Source organism: Nocardia sp. CA-084685, from assembly GCF_050955785.1.
Classification (GTDB): Bacteria; Actinomycetota; Actinomycetes; order Mycobacteriales; family Mycobacteriaceae; genus Nocardia.
In genome coordinates this window covers 42457-63856 of record NZ_CP192094.1, presented here as the reverse complement: position 1 = coordinate 63856, position 21400 = coordinate 42457, and the positions used below count along the sequence as shown (strand labels likewise).

The window sequence follows — 21400 nt, the reverse complement described above, 5'->3', positions numbered from 1 at the left end:
AGGACATGCACGTCGCGGCCCACATCCCAAGATCACGCACCACGCCGCAGATCACAATAAGGCAACACCACTATCGACGCCATTCGAACCCGTGACCGTGTCCGATTCCCGTCACCGCGTACACCGAAATCGGTTCCGCTCGGCGATGTTCCGTGCGACGCGCCGAGATCGAATACATACGCGAGGCAAATGCCCGGGGGTGCCGACGAATGAATAAGGGCGCCTGTGGATCGAATCCACAGGCGCCCTTTCCGCTCCGGTAAGAGAGGTTCTAACGTTGCGCGACCGCCGTCGGCGGGATCGGCGCGGGCAGCGCGGTCTCGCCCTCGAGGAACTTGTCGACCGCCGACGCGGCGGCGCGGCCCTCGGCGATGGCCCAGACGATCAGCGACTGGCCGCGGCCTATATCACCAGCGACGAATACGCCGGGGATATTGGTCGACCAGTTCTTATCGCGCTGGACATTGCCGCGCTGGTCGTAGCCGACGCCGAGACCTTCGAGCAGGCCCCGCTTCTCGGGCCCGGTAAAGCCCATGGCGAGCAGCACCAGATCGGCCTCGAGGGTGAAGTCGGTGCCCTCGACCTTCTCGAAGCGGCCGTTGACCATCTTGACCTCGTGCGCCTCGAGCGCGCTGACCTTGCCGTCCTTGCCGACGAAACGCTCGGTATTCACCGAGAACACACGTTCGCCGCCCTCCTCGTGCGCCGAGGAGACCCGGTACATGAGCGGGTACGTCGGCCAAGGCGTGGAGGACGCGCGCTCCTCCGGCGGCCGCGGCATGATCTCGAACTGGTGGATGCTGGCCGCGCCCTGGCGGTGCGAGGTGCCGAGGCAGTCCGCACCGGTGTCACCGCCACCGATGATGACGACCTTCTTGTCCTTCGCGTGGATCGGCGGCAGACCGTTCGCGTCGGTGACATCGTCGCCGAGCTGCACCCGGTTGGCCCACGGCAGGAATTCCATCGCCTGGTGGATGCCGTCCAGATCCCGACCCGGGATCGGCAGGTCACGTGCCAGGGTGGCGCCACCGGCCAGCACGATCGCGTCGAACCGCTCGCGCAGCTGCGCGGCGGTGATGTCGACACCGACATTCACTCCGGTCTTGAAGATGGTGCCCTCGGCCTCCATCTGCGCGAGCCGGCGGTCGATGAAGCGCTTCTCCATCTTGAATTCCGGAATGCCGTAGCGCAGCAGGCCACCGATGCGGTCGGCGCGCTCGAAGACGGTCACGGTGTGACCGGCCCTGGTCAGCTGCTGGGCGGCGGCCAGACCGGCCGGACCGGAGCCGACCACGGCGACCTTCTTGCCGGTGAGGCGGGTCGGATAGACCGGAGTAACCCAGCCCTCGTCGAAGGCGTTCTCGATGAGCTCGACCTCGACCTGCTTGATCGTCACCGGATCCTGGTTGATGCCGAGGACACAGGACGCCTCGCACGGCGCCGGGCACAGCCGCCCGGTGAATTCCGGGAAGTTGTTGGTCGCGTGCAGCCGGTCGATGCCCTCACGCCACTGGCCCCTATGGACCAGGTCGTTCCACTCCGGGATGAGGTTGCCCAGCGGACAGCCGTTGTGACAGAACGGAATACCGCAGTCCATACACCGGCTGGCCTGGGTCTGCAGGGTCTGGTGGGGGAAATTCCCCTCGTAGACCTCTTTCCAGTCCATCAGGCGCAGCGGAACAGGACGACGCGTCGGCAGTTCTCGTTTGGTGTGCTTCAGAAATCCTTGCGGGTCAGCCACGTGCCGCCTCCATAATCGCCTCGTCGACATCGGTGCCGTTCTTTTCGGCCTCGGAAATCGCGAGCAAGACCTTCTTGTATTCGCGCGGCATAACCTTCACGAAGTGGTTCACCTGTTGGGACCAGTCGCTCAGAATGCGTTCGGCTACAGCCGAACCCGTCTGATCGCGGTGCTGGGTGATGACGTCGCGCAGCCAGGTGAAGTCGTCACCGGCGAGCTGCTCGACCGCATCGGCCTGCTCCGGGTTGAGCTTCGCCTCGAAGGTGCCGTTAGGGTTGTAGACGAACGCGACACCACCGGACATACCGGCGCCGAAGTTGCGGCCTGCCTCACCGAGGATGACCACCCGGCCACCGGTCATGTACTCACAGCCGTGGTCACCGACGCCCTCGACCACCGCGATAGCGCCGGAGTTGCGCACGGCGAACCGCTCGCCGACCACACCGTTGATGAAGGCTTGGCCGCTGGTGGCGCCGAACAGGATCACGTTGCCCGCGATGATGTTCTGCTCGGCGACGAATTCGGCCGGTGCGTTCAGCGACGGACGCACGATGATGTGGCCGCCGGAAAGTCCCTTGCCCACATAGTCGTTCGCGTCGCCCTGCACCCGCAGCGTGATGCCCGCGGGCACGAATGCGCCGAAGCTGTTGCCCGCCGAACCGGTGAAGGTGATGTCGATGGTGTCGTCGGGCAGGCCCGCGCCACCGTAGAGCTTGGTCACCTCGTGGCCGAGCATGGTGCCGACGGTGCGGTTCACGTTCGTGATCTTGGTTTCGAACTTCACCGCCTGACCGCGCTCGAGCGCATCGGCGCTCTGCGCGATCAACTGCACGTCCAACGCCCGGTCCAGGCCGTGGTCCTGGGTCTTGGTGCGGTACCGGTCCTGGCGCATGAAGGCCGTCTCGACATCGTCGAGGATCGGCGACAGGTCCAGCTTGCTGGCCTTCCAATGCTGCTTGGCCTTGGAGGTGTCGAGCATATCGACCCGTCCGATGGCCTCGTCCAAGGTGCGGAAGCCCAACTCCGCCAGCAATTCCCGGACCTCTTCGGCGATGAACAGCATGAAGTTCTCGACGAATTCCGGCTTGCCGGTGAAGCGTTCGCGCAGCACCGGGTTCTGCGTCGCGACACCGACGGGGCAGGTGTCGAGGTGGCAGACCCGCATCATGATGCAGCCCGAGACCACCAGCGGCGCGGTGGCGAAACCGAATTCCTCGGCGCCGAGCAGTGCGGCGATCATCACGTCGCGCCCGGTCTTCATCTGGCCGTCGACCTGCACGACGATGCGATCGCGAAGTCCATTGAGCAGCAGGGTTTGCTGGGTTTCGGCCAGGCCGAGCTCCCAGGGACCACCCGCGTGCTTCAGCGAGGTCAGCGGCGAGGCACCGGTACCACCGTCGTGGCCGGAGATGAGCACCACGTCCGCATGCGCCTTCGACACACCGGCGGCAACGGTGCCGACACCGGGCTCCGCGACAAGTTTCACGTGAATCCGCGCCTGCGGGTTCGCGTTCTTCAGGTCGTGGATCAGCTGCGCCAGATCCTCGATCGAATAGATGTCGTGGTGCGGCGGCGGCGAGATCAGGCCGACGCCCGGCGTCGAGTGACGCACCTCGGCGACCCACGGGTACACCTTGTGCGCGGGCAACTGCCCGCCCTCACCGGGCTTGGCGCCCTGGGCCATCTTGATCTGGATATCGGTGCAGTTGGTCAGGTAGTGCGCGGTGACACCGAAGCGACCCGAGGCCACCTGCTTGATCGCCGAACGCCGCCAGTCACCGTTCTCCTCGACCTCGAAGCGGGCCGGATGTTCGCCGCCCTCACCGGAATTCGAGCGACCGCCGAGGCGGTTCATCGCGATCGCGAGGGTCTCGTGTGCCTCGGCGGAGATGGAGCCGTAGCTCATCGCACCGGTGGAGAAGCGTTTGACGATGGCGCTGGCCGGTTCGACCTCGTCGATCGAAATCGGCTTGCGCTCCCCGGTCTTGAACTTGAACAGACCGCGCAGCGAGGCCAGCCGCTCGGACTGATCGTCGACCAGCTTGGTGTACTCCTTGAAGATCGAGTACTGACCGCTGCGGGTCGCGTGCTGCAGTTTGAAGACGGTATCCGGGTTGAACAGGTGGTATTCACCCTCGCGCCGCCACTGGTATTCACCGCCCACCTCGAGTTCGCGGTGCGCGCGCTCGTTGCGGTTCTCCAGGAACGCCACGGTGTGCCGGGCCGCGACATCGGCGGCGATCTCGTCCAGACCGATGCCGTCCAGATGCGAACGCAGGCCGGTGAAGTACTCGTCCACCAACTCCTGCGACAGACCGATGACCTGGAACAGCTGTGCGCCGGTGTAGGAGGCGATGGTGGAGATGCCCATCTTGGACATCACCTTCAGCACACCCTTGCTCGCGGCCTTGTTGTAGTTCGCGACCGCCTTGCGGTAGTCGGCGGCCAGATCGCCGGTGCTGCCGGGCATCTGCAGTCCGCCGCGCTCGAGCAGATCCTCGATGGTCTCGAAGGCCATGTACGGATTGATCGCGGCCGCGCCGAAGCCGACCAGCATGGCCATGTGATGCACCTCGCGGGCGTCACCGGCCTCGACGACCAAGCCGACCATGGTGCGGGTGCGCTCGCGCACCAGGTGGTGGTGCACCGACGAGGTCAGTAGCAGCGACGGAATCGGCGCCAACTTCTCATTGGACTCGCGATCGGACAGCACGATGATCCGCGCGCCACCCTCGATGGCGGCCGAGACCTGGGTGTTGATGGCCTCGAGCGCCTTGCGCAGGCCCTTGCCACCCTTCTTCACCGGGTACAGACCGTGCACGACCACCGAACGCAGCTCTGGATGCGAGCCGTCGTCGTTGATGTGGATGAGCTTGGCCAGCTCATCGTTGTCCAGGATCGGCTGGGGGATGGTGATCTGGTGGCAGGACTCCGGGCCCGGATGCAGCAGATCGGCCTCCGGGCCGAGAGCCCGACGCAGGCTGGTCACCACTTCTTCGCGGATGGCGTCCAGCGGCGGGTTGGTCACCTGCGCGAAGAGCTGGGAGAAGTAGTCGAAGAGCAGTCGGGGGCGCGAGGACAGCACCGCGATCGGGGTGTCGGTGCCCATCGAGCCGAGCGCCTCACCACCGGTCTTGGCCATCGGCGAGATCAGCAGGTTCAGCTCTTCATTGGTGTATCCGAAGATCTGCTGGCGGATCAGCACACGATCGTGCGACATGTGCACATGCGGGCGGTCGGGCAGATCGGCCAGCTTGGTGACACCGGCGTCGAGCCATTCCCGGTACGGGTGCTCGGCGGCCAACTGGCTCTTGAGCTCCTCGTCGCCGACGATGCGGCCCTGTGAGGTATCGACCAGGAACATGCGACCCGGCTGCAGCCGGACCTTTTGGACCACCTTGGCTGGATCGATATCGAGCACACCGACCTCGGAGGCCATGACGACCAGACCGTCATCGGTGACCCAGATGCGGCTGGGTCGCAGACCGTTGCGGTCGAGCACGGCACCGACCACGGTGCCGTCGGAGAAGCACACCGATGCCGGGCCGTCCCACGGCTCCATCAGCATCGAGTGGTAGCGGTAGAACGCCCGCCGCTGCGGGTCCATGTTCTCGTTGCGTTCCCAGGCCTCGGGAATCATCATCAGCACCGCGTGGGGCAAGCTGCGGCCGCCGAGATGCAGCAGTTCCAGCACCTCGTCGAAGCGCGCGGTATCGCTCGCCCCCGGGGTACAGACGGGGAAGATCTTCTGCAGTCGGTTGTTGCCGGCCTCGTCGACGCCGAAGACGTCCGAGCGCAGCAGCGCCTCGCGGGCGCGCATCCAGTTCTCGTTACCGGTGACGGTGTTGATCTCACCGTTGTGCGCGACCCGGCGGAACGGATGCGCCAGCGGCCACGACGGGAAGGTATTGGTGGAGAACCGGGAGTGCACGATACCGAGCGCGGACTCCATCCGGCCGTCCTGTAGGTCCAGGTAGAACGCGCGAAGCTGCGGCGTGGTGAACATGCCCTTGTAGACGAAAGTCTGACCGGACAGGCTCGGGAAGTACACCGACTCCTTGCCGACCGCGCCCTCACCCGCACCGGCCTTGCCCAGTTCGTGCTCGACGCGCTTGCGCACGACGTAGGCCCGTCGCTCCAGATCCATGCCCGAGAGCGGTGCGGCCGAACCCTTCGGCGAGCCGATGAAGATCTGGCGAAAGGTCGGCATGGCGTCGCGGGCCAGCGCACCCAGGGTGGACTCGTCGGTGGGCACATCGCGCCAGCCGTACACGACCAGGCCTTCGGATTCGACGATGCGCTCCAAGCCGTAGGCAGCCTTGGTCGCCTCGCGGCGGGCCTGCGGCAGGAAGGCGATACCGGTGGCGTAGGAGCCCTCCGGCGGCAACTCGAAATCGACCACGGCACGGAAGAACCGGTCCGGAATCTGGATCAGGATGCCGGCGCCGTCACCACTATTGGGTTCGGCACCTGCGGCACCACGGTGCTCCAGATTCAACAGAGCCGTAATAGCCTTATCGACGATGTCGCGGCTGCGGCGGCCGTGCATGTCGACGACGAATGCGACACCGCAGGCGTCGTGCTCGTTCGCCGGGTCATAGAGCCCGATGGGTCCGGGGGACCTGTGGCCAGGAAGTTGCGTCATGCCTCTGCCTTCAAGAAAGTCGGCCTCGATGAATCGGCCTATGGGAAAGGGGCCTTTCGTCGATTGCCTCCGTCAAGACTGCGCCTGTACGTTGCGAAACCAGCCGCGCTGATGGTCTTCTTCGTGCAGTCACGTCTCCAGTTGTCCACCCGCTGCGATGACGTAGGGGTGCTCGTCGGTAACGGAACGCTTACGTGTTCCTTACCTCCGCGCGGGTGCGCGCCCGCTACGCTTGGGCACCGGATTTCCGAGCCCGAGCGGGCGCTATTGCCGAACATTGTTGTGTTCGGCATTAAGAGCAAACGATAAGTCAGGTCCTGGGCCCAACCAACTCAGGCCAGGCTAATAACCGGGTCTAGCTGGGCTTCTTCAATTGGTCCTCCACGTGTGCGCGTTGTCCAGTGTAAAGCAGCGAACGCGGTGCGATCGATCCCCATGGCACCGGGTGCCAACCAGCGAGAACGGGCGCCCAGGACCCGTATCACGCCGCACGCCGCATCCCGAGAACCGGCGCTCACCTGCATCGAAGTGGATTTCCCTGCTTCGGTCGAGGCAAACCCGATTCGCCGTGGCTAACTGACCAGCGGGGTGGATGAGAGATTTCCTACAGGGGTGTGACAAGCACACAACCCGATCCGACCGTCCGGACTCTTTTGCCCGATGTGGGATTCAGCACATTTCCAGCAATCGAACTCGAGTGGTTTACGACACATTTACATCGGGCGACACGCGGTGCCCGGGACTTGCGGCCCGCGGCACACGGATCTAGGAACCGCACAACGCGGCGGCGGCGCGGACCAGCGCCGCCCGATGCAGCGTGTCACGGCCAGCGGAGAGCACTCCGAAAACTGGCGGTACCAGGCGCTCGGCACAGTTCGCTCCAGTGAGCTCGACACGCCGCAGTGCGAGTTGGTCGACGATTTCGATGTTCACCCGGTCGATCACCGGGCGCACGGACGCCAGATCGGACGGCGCGCTCGGCACCGCAGCCGGGTCGAAGCGCCAGCGGGTGACCAGGCCGCGCTGCACGATTTTGTTGGCCTCGATCTGGCCGTAGAACACCTGGTGGATCCAGCTCTCCGGGAGCCCGCGGTCGGCGCCGAGGCGTGCCATCGCCGCATAGACCTGCGCTTCGCGGACCGGATCGTCGATAGCTGGCTCCCCGCCGTTCTGCGTGGCGCTCGCCCATTTGGCCGCGGCTACGGCGTCCGCGGTATCCAGGCGTTCGGCCACCAGCGCGACGATGCGGTCCAAGGCGGGATCTTCGTCGAGCGTTTGCGCACGGCTACCGGGGGCGGCCATCAACAAAGTCGCGGCCATACACATCAAAACCCTTGCCGAGCCTCGGAAAAGCATTCGCGACACCTCGTTCCGGTCCGGTCATCCATGCCAGATTATGGGTGAGCGGGGGCACAGGTCAGGCCGCATTGGCGGGCTCTGTGAGGCTGACCACATCCCCGGCTCCGTGCTCGGTGTGTCGCGGCCGCGCCTGTCACGCTGTGACAACGAATCTGTGACAGTTTCGGCAGGTTCTAGTCCAGCGACCTGCAAGCAGTCGCTAGCGGCCAGCCACTTTGACTTGGGATGTAGAGGATGTGGGATCCCATGACAATCACCGGCTTGTTCACCTGGCTCGGCGGAGGTCTCGGGCGCGAGCAGGGGACCGAACTCTACTACCCGCATGAGCGGGCGGATTATGCCGTGAGCGGCGCCGTTGTTCTGCTGTTCACGGCGGTGGCCGGGGTCGTCGGCGCGGTCGCACTTGCCACGGCCGGTGCCATGCCGTTGTTCGCGGTCGTGTTCGTCGCGGTGATCGTCGCACTGCTGGCCGGGGCGGTGGCTCGCGCCTTGGCGACCGCACGACCCGCCGGCGGGCCGGATCGTCGCGGTCTCGTCGGACGCATCGCCGTCGCGGTGGTGGCCGGGGTTCTGGTCGCCGAACTCGCTTCGACGGTGCTCTTCGGCGGCACCATCGATCGGCTGCTCGATGAAAAGTCCCAGCGTGCGGCCGAATCCGCACCCGCTGTGGTGACCGCGCGAACCGAGTTGGAGCGCGCGAAGGCCGATCGTGCTGCACTGGATCAGTCGATCACCAAGGCTCAGGCCGATATCGACCACGCGCTGGTGATCGCGCGCTGTGAATACAACCCGTCGCCGGAGTGCCCACAGACCAGAATCACCGGTGTGCCCGGTCGTGGCCCCGAATCGCAGACCGCCAATGCGATGCTCGATGACGCGCGCAAGCAGTTGGCCGCGGCGCAGGACCGGGTGGGCGGACTGGACCAGCGGATCATCGAGGACCAGAAGGCTCTCGACACCGCCGGTTCCGCCGCCTTCGCCGCAGCCGATCGCGGCCTCGGCGCGCGCTGGCTGGCCATGAACGACTACACCGCCGGCAGCGCGGCCGCATTCCTGCTGCGGGTGCTGACCATCGGCGCTTTCGTCCTGCTCGCGCTGCTGCCGCTGATCCTGCGGTGGTGGCGCGGTGAGACCTCACTGGATCGGCGACTGGCCTTCCACACCGTGCAGGACCGCGCCGAACGCAGCGCCGATGCCGCTATCGCGATGAAACGCGCCGAGGTGCGGACCGAGGCAGAAAATCTGCGCGCGGAACAACAATTGACCGCCGCCCGACTGGCCGTCGAGGCCGATACCGCCATCGATCGGGAGCATCAGCGCACCCGGATCATCGCCGCTATCGGCGGGTTGGAAATCGGCATCACGGACCCGGGTCGACCTGAACTTCCAGTCGGTACGGCTGGCGATCGAGAGGACAGCTCCGTGTCTCATGAGGTGACTCCCCATCTTCCGGCCACCGTGACGGGGGGTGCGCTCGCGCCGACCGGTAGTGCAAGCGCGGTAGTGCCGCATATCGCCTCCACCACACCCAAGGGCGGCGGCCTGGAACTTCCGCTGATCGGCACCGTACCGTTCTCCGATACCGCGGCCCGCTTCATCCGCCCGCTGGTACCCGCGTTCGTCGCCAATGCGATCGACACCGCCACCCACCCCCTGCGCACCGCCCGCCAGGCCTTCGAAGAGGTCGAGGAAATCACCTTCACCCTGCGCCGGACCCGCAAGGTGACCGTGGACTCCCAGGACTCACACACCCAGGCCATGACCCAGCCTCCGCACCCCGGCTACCAATTGCCCGGCACCCCCGACTCCTGGCATGCCCAGCGCGTCGCGGCCACCGTCGTCGACGCGGACTACACCCAGGACCCCCGCTACTCGGCCCTCCCCCCGGCCACCGCACCCCAAAGCTACGGCCTGCCCCAAGCCGGGCAGCGCGACGAACTCTCGGCCCACCACCGCAACGAACTCCCCAACCACCGCGGCCCACGCGAACTCCCACCCGCCAACTAGCCGACCGCACCATCCAGCGGGCCGATTCGCGCGGCCTGACGGATTGCTCCAGCCACGGCGCGACGCCCTCGGGATCAGCCGCCGTTGGCCCACGGCTGGTGCACCCGAATAGCTCGACGCGCAGTTCTGCCCCCACCAACCAACCGACCGGCGGCCGCACGATTTGGGCGGCACGGTAGCCGTACCTGGTGCATCGCGGCGTCGCTCGGCGTGAGGTACCGGACATTCTCGGGGGCGATCCGGGGTGGCGCTGGCTGCCGGTGGGGCGCATAGTCTGCAACGCATGCCCGACAGTGACTCGCGGACCGTGCCGGATGCTGGGGCTGCCCCTTGGGGGTCGCGGCTGCTCGGGTCGGCGGCGGAGTCGGCTGAAAAGCGGCGGGTTCGGGTTCAGTTGTTGTTGACGGTGCCGTTATTGATTGCGAATGTCACCGGGATCACTGTCTCGATCGCACTGATCGGGTTCGTATTGCCCGGGCCGACGGTGTTCACCAGGCGGCTGGTGCTGCTCAATTTTGTCGCGACACCGCTGTATGGGGTGTTGGCGCTGCTGATCGGGATGTGGTGGGGCACGACCCGCGGGCTGCGGGCGTTGCGCTGGGCCATCGACCCGGATCAGGTGCCGAACGAGGCGGAACAGGTCGCGGCGACGCGGGTGCCGATGCTGCTCGTCGGCTGCCAGGCGGTGCTGTGGTTGGGCGGGATGGCGCTGCTGACCACGCTGTACGGACTCTCCGAACCGGCACTGATTCCGAAAATCGTCTTCGGCATCGGGATCAGCGCAATCGTGGTGTCCGCCAATAGTTACCTGATTATCGAGTTCGCACTGCGACCCGCGACCGCCCGAGTCCTCGAAGCCGCGGCCTCCCGACAGCGGCGCGGAATCGGCGTCTTCGGCCGCTCGATTCTGGCATGGACACTCGGATCAGCGGTACCGGTCGCGGGCTCCATGGTGCTCGCCATCATGGCGCTGGCCATGGACAACATCAGCACGGCGCGACTGGCGGTGTGCATGCTCGCGCTCGGCGGGGCCGGCCTCTGTTTCGGTCTATTGCTGATGGCACAGACGCTTTCGGCGACGGTCGCACCCATTCGAGGTGTGCGGCGCGCGCTGCGTCGGGTGGAGGACGGCGATCTCGATGTCGCGGTCACGGTGTACGACGGCACCGAACTGGGTGAGCTGCAAAGCGGATTCAATCGCATGGTGGCGGGACTGCGTGAGCGCGAGCAGATCAGGGACTTGTTCGGCAGACATGTCGGCCACGAGGTGGCCGAGGCGGCGCTCGAAGGCGAGCCGAACCTCGGCGGTGTGGAGCGCGAGGCGGCCGTGCTGTTCATCGACATCATCGGCTCGACGACCATGACCGCCACCCGTCCCGCCACCGAAATCGTCGCCATCCTGAACAGCTTCTTCGAGATCGTGGTCGACGAGGTCGAAGGATGCGGCGGCCTGCTCAACAAATTCGAGGGCGACGCCGCACTGGCCGTCTTCGGCACGCCAGCACTGCTCGACGACGCGGCGGGCGCGGCCCTGAGCTGTGCCCGCGCTATCCGAAACCGTTTGACCGCCGAGGCCTCCGATTTCACCGCCGCCATCGGCGTCGCCGCGGGCCGTGTCGTCGCCGGCAATGTCGGCGCGCACCAACGCTACGAATTCACCGTTATCGGCGATGCCGTCAACGAGGCCGCGCGCCTGTGCGAACTCGCCAAAACCGACCCCAACCGCCTACTCACCTCGGCATCCACCGTCACCGCCGCCGACCCATCCGAGGCAATGCACTGGCAACTCGGCGAATCCGTCACCCTCCGCGGCCGCGTCACACAGACCCAACTCGGCAGGCCCCGGTAGGACGTCGCCACGTATGACAACGCCCCGCCGCTCCTGGGCTGCAAGAGCTACGCATCGGCCATCCCCAATCGCAACGCCACCCCGGCAGTGATCAGCAACACGACGACCGTGCCGATTGCGGCGGCGTGGACACCCGACACGAAGGGCAATTGGAGTCGAGCTTGCGGGGGTCGCGCGCCTTACGTCGAGCATTGCGGTCGCCTGGTTCGAGCCAGTTGCGCTGCATTTGGGCGCGGGTCTCGAGTCCAGCCTTGGTGTCGGCGTACTCCTCGTAGCCCCCGCGGGCGTAACTCGTGCACCGAGGTCAGGAAGCCGACCACCACCAATTCCGGCGGCTGACGGCCCACCGCGAGCAGCACCAGCGTTACCGGGCAGACCGACGCGATACCCAAAAGTCGTGGACCGGCTGCCCCAGCATTGATCGCCGTATGTTGTGTCCAGCCTGGTCGGTCGCCGACGGCTAGACTCGGCCGCGTGTTACCAGCCGCCGAGCCGGCCGGTGCCGTCGGGGCGGGGAACGATCCGGTGCCAACCTCCCCTGGAACGACGGTGCCGATCCGCCCACTGAGCTTCCGCGAACTGCTCGACGAGCCGTTCGCGCTGATCCAGGCGAATGTCGTCGTGCTGGCGTGCACCACCGCGCTCGGGCTCGTCCTCGCCGAACTGCTTGTCGTCGCCGTCACCGGCGGGATCTCCTATCTGACCAATGGCTCCGACGCGGGCACCGCATGGGCGGCCATCCTGACGACGGGCGCCGCCGCATGGCTGCTCCGGTTTCTGCTGCGCGGGATGACGGTCGCGCTCGGACTTGCGACGGTCGCCAAATCGCCGATCGGCTGGCGCACGGCGCTGGGCCGGGTGGGTGCGGTCGCCGGTCCGCTAATAGCGTTCCACCTGCTGTTCACGCTGGTCGGCATCGGCGTGCTGATCGTCGGCAGCCTGCTGATCATCACCTATCCATTCGCGCTGATCTGGCTCGGCTATCTGCGCGCCGGGCGGTTCGTCGCGGTGCCGGTGATCTTCGTCGAACGGACCACACACGCCGGTGCGGTCGCGCGCTCGAAACTGCTCGTCCAGGGCGCTCAGTCGTCGATAACCGGATTGTGGTTCGCCTGCCGGGCACTGGTCGTCCTCGTCGCGGTGCCGCTGCTCGGCATTCCGTGGTACCTCTCGGATTTCACCGGCACCCACCGCTGGCAGGTCATTGTCCTGCTGTCGGTATCTGCATTGTTGATCATCGCCTTCGGCGAGGTGGTCGAATCGGCCACGCGGGTGGTCTCGTATGTGGATCGCAGGTGTCGTCGCGAAGGGCTCGATATCCGGGTGCCCGGGACGGATAAACGATGACAGAACCCACATCGAATCAGCCCGCGGCCCCGCCACCACCACGACTCGGCCCCGCCGCCGCCCACCGCGCCGCCGCCGAAAATGCCGCACTGCACCGGGATTTCGATACCGCGCTACGCGAACGGTTCCGCGCGGTACTGCGCGGCCTGGAACAGCGCGGCATGCTGGAGGTCCGCCGCTCGCGGACCGCTCGGGAAACCGCCGACGACGCGAGCACCGCACTGCCGCTCGAGGATGCGAGCGAATTACAACCGGCCGCATACAGTTTCGACGAGGTCGTCTACGGCGGCCGCCGCGCCACCGAGGACGAATACCGCCGCCTCGAATACGCCGACCGCTACTCGCGCAGCGCCCCGCCGCCCGCACCGGAACCGGTAGAGGCGACGATCACCGAGAAAACCAGGACCCGCAGACAACTTCCGCCGCTGCCGGATTTGCTGCGCAACCCGAAATTCTGGGCCGCGCTGCTCGCCGTGGTCGCACTGGTAGTGCTGTTGTACGCGGTGCTGAATTCGTGTGCGGCGCCCGCGCCGCATAAGCCGACACCGCCGGATATGCCGCCGCCCGAACCGCCCGACCACCCGCCGGATGACAACCGCGACGATTCCGGCTTCGGCGCGGGCCAGGACTCCATTTTCGGCAGGCTGCCCGCTCCGGTCGCCTTCGGCGGCCTGCAATTCCTCATCGCCGCGGCGGTGCTGGTGTGGTGGCGGGCGCGTCGTCGGGGCGCGCTGGTCGGTGAACCGCGACCGGTGGAAGTGGCCGCGAACGAACTGCTCGGCGGTCAGGCGGCGCTCTATCGCCGATCGAAGGACTACGAACATGTGGCCGCCCGGTTGCGCGCCGCGACGCTGCGCCGCATCCGGCCGATGCTCGGCGTCGGCACCGAGGTCACACCGGACCGGATTGTCGCGACCGTCGCGGCGCGTACCAGGGCCGATCCGGCGATGGTCGGCGCCGCACTGTACGGACCGGTGCCCGATGCGAGCACCATGCAACTCGTTGCCACACAACTCGAATGGATAGAGGCAGAGGTCGGATGACCAGCACGGACACCAACCACACCCCGACCGCCGATGAGGCGGGCGCGGCATTCGCCGCGCTGCGTGCCGAGATCGGCAAGGCGGTGATCGGCAACGACAGCGCGATCATGTACCTGGTGCTCGCCCTGCTCTGCCGCGGCCATGTGCTGCTGGAAGGCGTTCCCGGCGTGGCGAAGACGCTGTTGGTCCGTGCACTGGCGACGGCCGTGGATCTCGAACACGCCAGGGTCCAGTTCACCCCGGACCTGATGCCGGGCGATGTGACCGGTTCGCAGATCTACGATCCGCACACCACCGAATTCACCTTCCGACACGGCCCGGTCTTCACCAATCTGCTGCTCGCCGACGAGATCAACCGCACACCCCCGAAAACCCAATCCGCGCTGCTGGAATCGATGGAGGAGCGTCAGGTTTCGGTGGACGGTAAGCCGCAGCCGCTGCCGGACCCGTTCGTCGTGGTCGCCACCCAGAATCCGATCGAGCAGGAAGGCACCTATCCGCTGCCGGAGGCGCAGCTCGACCGCTTCCTGTTCAAGGTCGATATCCAATTGCCCGGCCGCGATGACGAATTCCGCATTCTGCAGCGGCATGCGGGCGGCTTCGATCCGCGCGATCTGACCGCGGCCGGGTTGCGTCCGGTCGCTGGTCCGGCGCATATCGCCGCGGCGCGGGCGGCGATCACCCGGGTGAGCATCAGTCCTGAGGTGCTCGCCTACACCGTGGATATCTGCCGGGCCACCCGCAACTCTCCGGCGGTCCAGCATGGTGCGTCCACCCGTGGTGCGACCGCGTTGATGGCGGCCTCACGAGCCTTCGCCTGGTTGAACGGTCGTGGGTTCGTGACTCCGGACGATGTGAAATCGGTTGCGGTCGCGGTACTTCGGCATCGGCTGCAGCTACGGCCCGAAGCGGAGTTGGACGGCGTGACGACCGAGGGTGTCATGTCGTCGCTGCTGCTTTCGGTTCCGGTCCCGGTGTAGCGCGTGGTCGTTACCGGTCGGCTCGCCCTGACGGCGGCGGTGCTCGCGCTGTTCGTCTGCTTCGTCATGCCGTCGTGGCTCGGTGTCGTTCTCATGACGAGTGTGCTTGCCGCCCTGGTACTTTTCGATCTCGGCACGGTGGCGCGAGCGCGCGACCTCACGCTCACCAGGGAAGCGTTGACCGTGATCCGGCTCGGACGCAGCGCCGAAGTGGAACTGGGCGTGGTGAACAAAGGAACGAGAACGGTGCGCGGGCGGCTGTGGGACGACTGGCCCGGCAGTGCCCGCGCCGAAACCGGCACGCACCGACTGGATCTGCCGCCGAATACCCGCATGCGAGTGCAAACCACATTGACACCGAGCTACCGTGGCGATCGGGTCGCCGGTCCGGTGACAGTCCGATTGTTCGGCCTGCTCGGCATGGCCGGATGGCAGAGTCGCCACACCGTGCCCGCCCGGATCCGCGCGTTGCCCGAGTTCCGCAGCGAACGGTTGCTGCGCTCGAAAGTTAAACGGCTGCAGCATCTCGAGGGCCGCAATGTCGCGAATATGCGCGGTCAGGGCACGGAATTCGATTCCTTCCGCGAGTATGTCGCTGGTGACGATGTGCGGGCCATCGACTGGCGCGCGACCGCCCGCGCCACCGATGTGCTGGTACGGACCTGGCGTCCGGAACGCAACCGTCACATGCTGATGGTGTTGGATACCGGCCGCATCAGCGCGGGCCGCGTCGGCACGGGCACCCGTCTGGACGCGAGTATCGAGGCCGCGCTGCTGCTGGGCGGATTGGCCGCCGCCGCAGGGGATTCGGTGGATCTACTCGCCTACGATCGCCGGGTCCGCACCGAGGTCCGCGGTGTCGGCGGACGCCGCCTGCAACTGAAGCTCATGCACGCTATGGCGGGCGTCACCCCGGCGCTGGTCGATACCGACAGCGCGGGCCTGGTGCGCGCCGCCATCCAACGTGCTCGCCGTCGCAGCCTGGTCGTCTGGTTCACCAGTCTGGATGGGGCAGCCGTCGAAGAGAACCTGCTGCCGGTCCTGCCGACCCTCGCCCAACGCCATCGCGTCCTGATCGTCTCGGTCACCGATCCCGACGTCGCCGAGGCCGCCGCCAAACGCGACACCCTCGCAGACCTCTACTCAGCTGCCGCCGCCGAATCCCTGATCGCCGAACGCGCCCTGGTTCAGGAATCCCTGCGCCGCATGGGCATTGCCGTCGTCGCTGCCTCCCCGCAGACCCTCCCCGAAGCCTTGGCCGATGAATATCTCGAGCTGAAACAGTCCGGCACTATGTGACTCCACGGTCGCCCAATGGCGGGCACGATGCCGCCTCGGCATCGATGTCGATTCCGGGGCCACGGCCTCATCCGAATACGGATCGTGATCTCCTTGTCCGGGGCGGGCAGACGCTGGTGAGCAGCACAATGGCCACGCGCCGGGCACGGAGGTCGATCAGAGCCAGAACAGCCACAAGCCAGGTGCAGTGCCGATAAGAACCCGCGAACCACGCTCCGCGGCGGCCAGCGAGTAGCGCGTACCCCAGCACGGCGGGTCCTGCGCTAGCTCAACTGATGGCCGATGACCGTCGCAGGGGAGAGTTTCGACAGGCTCAGCTCGCGCGGGCGATCGGCATCGGCCGGTGACCCGCCATCACCATCGGTGTGATGATCGGGGCGAGGGTACGGCGTTGGCGTTCGGCGATGACCGCGCCGAGGATCTGTACGGGTGGATATCCGGCGGGGACCGGGATCTGCATGCGGTCACAGACCGCGAGGAGCAGGGTGTGGCCGAGGTTGGCCTGCGCGGCGGGGGTCAGGGTGTTGATGCGGGACAGGTACTGACGCACCGCGAGTGCGAGATCCTCGGTGATCCCGGACAGGTCCAACTGCCCTGACCAGGCGATGAGCCAGGGCGGTGCGACGGCAAGCAGCGGGTAGGGCACGCTGCGCCGACCATGCACGACAACGGTGCCCGCGAGTACATCGCCGACCCGGCGCGCATTCGGCGAGCACATCGAGGTGATCACCCCGACCGCACCGAATGCGCCCAACATCCAGAAGTCGACGATCACGCCCGCAAGACCGCGGGTCAGGGCATGGCGGAAATCAATGGGACCGCCGTCGCCGCGCACGACCCGCAGCCCGAGCGCGAGCTTGCCGACGGTCCGTCCGTGCAGGAGGGTTTCGCAGACCACCGGATAGCCGACCAGCGTCGCGACGATGGTGGTTATCGCAGCCGCGCTGTACCACGCGGAGTCGGCGCCGAAGTAGAGCAGTGCCGCGCTCAGTCCGAGCATCAGCATGCTGCCCAGCACGAATTGCACCAGCACGTCCAGGAGGAACGCGGTGGCCCTGGTTGGGATCCGCGCGATCGGCAGCTCGAGTGCGACCGCTTCGCCGGTGGTGAATTCAGCCATGTCGATAGCATTCTTGCGACCGGCGGTATGGGAGGCAACCAATGGACGTAGATGCGTACAGCTACGCACAGCGGGGGGCATGGGATCGACTGGCCTATCTGGTCGGCCGGCGCAAGCTCACCGGCGCGGAGGCCGACGAACTCGTCGCGCTGTACCGGCGCACCTCGCAGCAGTTGGCGCGCCTGCAATCGCATAGTCCGGATCCGGAACTCATCGCCGGACTCAGCGCACTGCTGACCAAGGCACGCGGCCGAGTGCTCGGCACCAGGGGCGATGCGTGGAGCCATGTCGGCCGGTTCTTCACCCATCGCTTCCCCGCGACGCTGTATCGGGCGTGGCCATGGTGGGTCGGGGTGGCGGCGGTCTTCATCATCGTCTCCACCGGTCTGGCGGTCTGGATTTCCGGATCCGGTTCGGCCCGCGATCTGTTCGGCATCTCCGATCAGAACGACTGGCTCACCGCGCCCGGCGGCGAATTCGAGACCTACTACTCCGAACATCCGCACGACGCGTTCGCCGCGCAGGTGTGGACCAATAACGCCTGGGTGACCGCGATGGTGCTGTTCACCGGGGTGCTGATCCTGCCCGCTGTGTACCTGCTGTTCGGAAACGCGCTCAATACGGCGGTGACCGGCGGGTTGATGGCCGATGCCGGTCGGATCGATTCGTTCTTCGGATTCATCCTGCCGCACGGCACGCTCGAGCTGACCGCCATCTTCGTGGCGGGCGGGGTCGGCCTGAAGCTGGGCTGGACGCTGATCGATCCGGGACGGTCGAGTCGGCTGGAGGCGGTGGCGCGCCAGGGTCGGGCCACCGCGACGGTAGCGCTCGGTCTGATCGCGGTGCTGCTGGTCTGCGGACTGCTGGAGGGCTTCGTAACACCGAGTTCGCTACCGGTACCGATGAAGGTCGGCATCGGATGCATCGCGGAGGCACTATTTCTCGGCTACGTGTTCGTGGTGGGTCGCCGGGCCGCACTCGAGCAGGACGCCCGAGCCGCGGCGGCAGCGGGATTCGGTGGCGCTGAGGAGGATTCCGCGAAGCGCTGGCAGACAACGCCGAGCACACGGTGAGTGAAATGGGTCCGGGGAACCGGTAGCAACGCTATGTTGCGGATGATTTTCGAAGTTCCCCAATTGAGTTCCGCTGGCCGCAGCGAGTCCAGCTCAGCTGCGGCCAGCGTTACCGTCAACTCTACACAATCGTTATCCCTACGCAACCCTCCCCGCCGAGGTCAGGCGTATAAAGCAGCACTCCAGCAAACCCAGGTGAGCACCTCATTTTGCCGTCATTCAGCAAACGTTTGGCGACCTTTTGACGGCTATACCAGACCTCACAATCGGCCTTCGGCAGCCGATCCCAGATCACGATCGAGAAACCACGGGTAATCCACGAACATTTCTTCGAGCGATTAGCTGCTTTGCAAACATAGAGCTCTCAATGGTTCCAAAATGCCATTCGTACCTGCGCATTCACCACTTCGTAATTGATGTTGCCGATAGTTGGATGAGGCAAAAGAGACTTCAGGTTGGTTTACCGCGTTATAAACGTGATGTACACCTAGCCGTAACGCCTCGACGTGGACTTACATCCGGTCAAGATCATGATTAACCAGTTGCGGAAATGCGGTCGTCGGAGTACCGGATCGCAGCGGGGTCAGCACCACGGCCGCAACCATAACCGGCTCTGTGATCTCTGCCACCTTCCTCGCCCAACCTCGTCGAATCGGGCGAAAACGGCAGTGCGACAGGCGAACGCGGCCCCGCACCCAACATGCGGAGCCGCGTGACATACGTCTCAGGCTTCGGCCAGACCGACCCGCCGGTGCACCAAACGCAACGGCTTCGGCGCGTACCAGGCGGCTCGGCCCAGCAGTCGCATCGCCACCGGAACCAGCACGCCACGAACCAGCGTCGCATCGATCAGAATCGCCAGACCCGCGCCGAGTCCGAAGAACTGGATGAACCGGACATCACTGCTGGTGAAGGCGAGGAAGCTGATCGAAATCAGCGCGGCCGCGGTCGTCACCAAGCGCCCGGTGCGGGCCAGCCCCTCGATAACCGCTTCCTTCGTGGACACACCGCGATCGTGCAGCTCCTTGATCCGGCTGATCACGAACACCTCGTAGTCCATCGACAGTCCGAAGGTGATGCAGAACAGCAGCAGCAACATCGAAACATCCAGCGGCGCAGGGGTGAATCCAATCAATCCGGACAGGTGCCCCTGCTGGAAGATGAACACCATCAGCCCGAGCGTGGCGGCCAGACTCAACACATTCGATAGCAGTGCGCGCAGCGGCTGCACGACGCTGCCGGTGAACAGGAACAGCAGTACAAAGGTCGTCAGCACGATCCACCCGATGGCGATCGGCAGTTTCGCGCCGATCGATGCGAGGCTGTCGCGCAGTTCGGCCACCTGCCCGCCCACCAGTGCATTCGTCCCGCCCGGACCGGGTACGTCACGCACCCGGTCGACCAGATCGCGGGCGGCGGAGGAATTGCGGTCCAGATCCGTGAGCACGGTCAGGCGCTGCGCATCCGGCCGCGCGAATCGGGCATCGGCGGGGGTGTTGGCCGTCCGCTCGCCGTGCACGAAGGTGCCCGCACTCGAATCGACCTGGGTGACGTGCTCGACCCGGGACAGATTGCGCGCGTAGTCCGCGAGCGGCGCTGCGGCGACGCCGGTTTCGGTGATCACCGAGAGCGCATTGACATCGCCGCCGCCGAAATCGTCGCGCATCGCGTCACCGACCTGACGCACCTCGGTACTCGTCGGCAGCACCCGATCGTCGGGTGTGCCGAACTGCACTTGCAATAGCGGCGCGGCAGCGAGCAGCAGTACCGCCACCACCGGCACCCCAGCGAGCAGCGGCCGACGCATCGCGAATCCGGCCACTGCGGCCCAGAACGGCGTCGCGTCGCCGCGGATCCCGCGGACACCGGGCACCCGCCACGCATCGGTCCGCACGCCGAGCACCGCCAGCAGCGCGGGCAATACGACCACTGCGGCAATGGCGGAGATGGCGACCACGCCGATGCCGCCGTAGGCGAAGGAGCGCAGGAAGTACTGCGGGAAGATCACCAGTGCGGACAGGGCCGCCACGACGGTGGCCGCGCTGAAGGCGATGGTGCGTCCAGCCGTCGATACGGCCGCGATCACCGCATCGTCGGGTTCTGCCCCGGCCGCGCGACGTTCGCGGTAGCGGCTCACCATCAAGAGCCCGTAATCCACCGCGAGCCCGAGTCCGAGTCCGGTGGTCAGATTCACCGCGTAGATCGACACATCGGTCACGGACCCGAGGATCGAGAGTTCGGTGAAGGTGCCGAGGATAGCGATCCCACCGACCACCTGGGTGAGCAGCGCGGCGACCACATTGCCGAAGGCCAGCACGAGCAGCGTCAGAATCAGCGGCACCGCAACGGCTTCCGCGAGGCCGAGATCTTTGCCGATCTGCTTGGTGATCGAGTGGAAGATCGCGGTACCGCCCCCGATCTTGATCTGCGCGGCCGGGCCGTCGGCGCGATAAGTGTCGACGATCGCGGCGGCGGAGGACTCCTTATCGGTGGCGTCCTTGTCGACATTGCCCGCCAGGACGACGGCCGCGGTCCCGTCCGCCGCGCGCATGGCCGTGGATCCGGTATCCCAGTACGAGACAACATTGGTCAGCCGCTGGTCGGCCGCTAGCCGCCGGGCCAGATCGCGGCCGATGGCGGCGACCGCGTCACCGTCGACCGTGCCCTGCTTCGCCTCGACCAGGAAGACATAGTCGGTATCGGTGCCGAACTTATCGGCCAATCGGGTTATCGCGGCACTGGATTGCGCATTGGGATCCTCCTGACCGCCGGGCTGCATCTTGCTGAAGGCCGTCGCGCCGACCACACCACCCGCGATAAGGGCGAGTACGCCGACGACCAGGATCCAGCGGGCGTGGTGGACGACGAAGCTGCCGAGTCTTTCGAACATATCGGATCTCCGATCGGGCATGTTGTCATGCGTAAACTTTACGGGTG

Annotated in this window: 12 protein-coding genes; 7 read left to right on the top strand and 5 right to left on the bottom strand. The window is 66.2% G+C overall.

The window, feature by feature from the left end:
* Positions 1–271 precede the first annotated feature (271 nt).
* From ACQP2U_RS00260 to aroQ, 3 genes are all read right to left on the bottom strand, one after another.
* A complete protein-coding gene (locus ACQP2U_RS00260; protein WP_433712775.1) occupies positions 272–1741 on the bottom strand; it encodes a glutamate synthase subunit beta in 1470 nt (489 codons plus the stop codon).
* The gene (gene gltB, locus ACQP2U_RS00255; protein WP_433712773.1) at positions 1734–6386 is read right to left on the bottom strand and encodes a glutamate synthase large subunit; all 4653 of its coding nucleotides are present in this window, start codon (positions 6384–6386) and stop codon (positions 1734–1736) included. Before gltB ends, ACQP2U_RS00260 begins: the two co-directional genes overlap by 8 nt.
* A 765-nt stretch (positions 6387–7151) precedes the next feature.
* Positions 7152–7706 (bottom strand): gamma subclass chorismate mutase AroQ, encoded by a 555-nt coding sequence (gene aroQ / locus ACQP2U_RS00250; RefSeq protein WP_433712771.1) that lies wholly within the window; start codon positions 7704–7706, stop codon positions 7152–7154.
* A gap of 285 nt (positions 7707–7991) precedes the next feature.
* Between aroQ and ACQP2U_RS00245 the strand changes: the two genes are divergently transcribed.
* The 6 genes from ACQP2U_RS00245 to ACQP2U_RS00220 all read left to right on the top strand — a co-directional run bounded on the left by ACQP2U_RS00245 (position 7992) and on the right by ACQP2U_RS00220 (position 16270).
* Positions 7992–9752: a DUF4407 domain-containing protein gene (locus ACQP2U_RS00245; protein WP_433712769.1), complete on the top strand. Its 1761-nt coding sequence runs from the start codon at positions 7992–7994 to the stop codon at positions 9750–9752.
* 283 nt (positions 9753–10035) lie between these two features.
* Entirely contained in the window at positions 10036–11601 is a 1566-nt protein-coding gene (locus tag ACQP2U_RS00240) for an adenylate/guanylate cyclase domain-containing protein (RefSeq protein ID WP_433712768.1), read from the top strand.
* A gap of 474 nt (positions 11602–12075) precedes the next feature.
* Positions 12076–12948: a hypothetical protein gene (locus ACQP2U_RS00235; RefSeq protein ID WP_433712766.1), complete on the top strand. Its 873-nt coding sequence runs from the start codon at positions 12076–12078 to the stop codon at positions 12946–12948.
* Positions 12945–13991, top strand: coding sequence for a DUF4129 domain-containing protein (locus ACQP2U_RS00230; RefSeq protein WP_433712765.1), 1047 nt, complete (start codon positions 12945–12947; stop codon positions 13989–13991). The genes ACQP2U_RS00235 and ACQP2U_RS00230 overlap by 4 nt, the downstream gene beginning before the upstream one ends.
* The gene (locus tag ACQP2U_RS00225; protein WP_433712764.1) at positions 13988–14971 is read left to right on the top strand and encodes an AAA family ATPase; all 984 of its coding nucleotides are present in this window, start codon (positions 13988–13990) and stop codon (positions 14969–14971) included. Before ACQP2U_RS00230 ends, ACQP2U_RS00225 begins: the two co-directional genes overlap by 4 nt.
* Positions 14972–14974: 3 nt before the next feature.
* Entirely contained in the window at positions 14975–16270 is a 1296-nt protein-coding gene (locus ACQP2U_RS00220) for a DUF58 domain-containing protein (protein ID WP_433712763.1), read from the top strand.
* A gap of 313 nt (positions 16271–16583) precedes the next feature.
* Here the strand turns inward: ACQP2U_RS00220 and ACQP2U_RS00215 are convergent, their stop codons facing one another.
* Positions 16584–17390, bottom strand: a complete 807-nt coding sequence (locus ACQP2U_RS00215) for an RDD family protein (protein ID WP_433712762.1) — start codon at positions 17388–17390, stop codon at positions 16584–16586.
* A gap of 41 nt (positions 17391–17431) precedes the next feature.
* On the opposite strand from ACQP2U_RS00215, the gene ACQP2U_RS00210 reads away from it, so the two are divergent.
* On the top strand, positions 17432–18463 hold the full coding sequence (locus tag ACQP2U_RS00210; protein ID WP_433712761.1) for a stage II sporulation protein M: 1032 nt from the start codon (positions 17432–17434) through the stop codon (positions 18461–18463).
* 724 nt (positions 18464–19187) lie between these two features.
* Here ACQP2U_RS00210 and ACQP2U_RS00205 read toward each other — a convergent pair.
* Positions 19188–21353 (bottom strand): MMPL family transporter, encoded by a 2166-nt coding sequence (locus ACQP2U_RS00205; RefSeq protein WP_433712760.1) that lies wholly within the window; start codon positions 21351–21353, stop codon positions 19188–19190.
* Positions 21354–21400 lie beyond the last annotated feature (47 nt).

What these genes read in the sequence shown, in the direction of transcription:
- gltB (WP_433712773.1), bottom strand. Translation starts at nt 6,386, where the DNA reads ATGACGCAACTTCCTGGCCACAGGTCCCCCGGACCCATCGGGCTCTAT.
- aroQ (WP_433712771.1), bottom strand. Translation starts at nt 7,706, where the DNA reads ATGGCCGCGACTTTGTTGATGGCCGCCCCCGGTAGCCGTGCGCAAACG.
- ACQP2U_RS00245 (WP_433712769.1), top strand. Translation starts at nt 7,992, where the DNA reads ATGACAATCACCGGCTTGTTCACCTGGCTCGGCGGAGGTCTCGGGCGC.
- ACQP2U_RS00240 (WP_433712768.1), top strand. Translation starts at nt 10,036, where the DNA reads ATGCCCGACAGTGACTCGCGGACCGTGCCGGATGCTGGGGCTGCCCCT.
- ACQP2U_RS00230 (WP_433712765.1), top strand. Translation starts at nt 12,945, where the DNA reads ATGACAGAACCCACATCGAATCAGCCCGCGGCCCCGCCACCACCACGA.
- ACQP2U_RS00225 (WP_433712764.1), top strand. Translation starts at nt 13,988, where the DNA reads ATGACCAGCACGGACACCAACCACACCCCGACCGCCGATGAGGCGGGC.
- ACQP2U_RS00215 (WP_433712762.1), bottom strand. Translation starts at nt 17,390, where the DNA reads ATGGCTGAATTCACCACCGGCGAAGCGGTCGCACTCGAGCTGCCGATC.
- ACQP2U_RS00210 (WP_433712761.1), top strand. Translation starts at nt 17,432, where the DNA reads ATGGACGTAGATGCGTACAGCTACGCACAGCGGGGGGCATGGGATCGA.
- ACQP2U_RS00205 (WP_433712760.1), bottom strand. Translation starts at nt 21,353, where the DNA reads ATGTTCGAAAGACTCGGCAGCTTCGTCGTCCACCACGCCCGCTGGATC.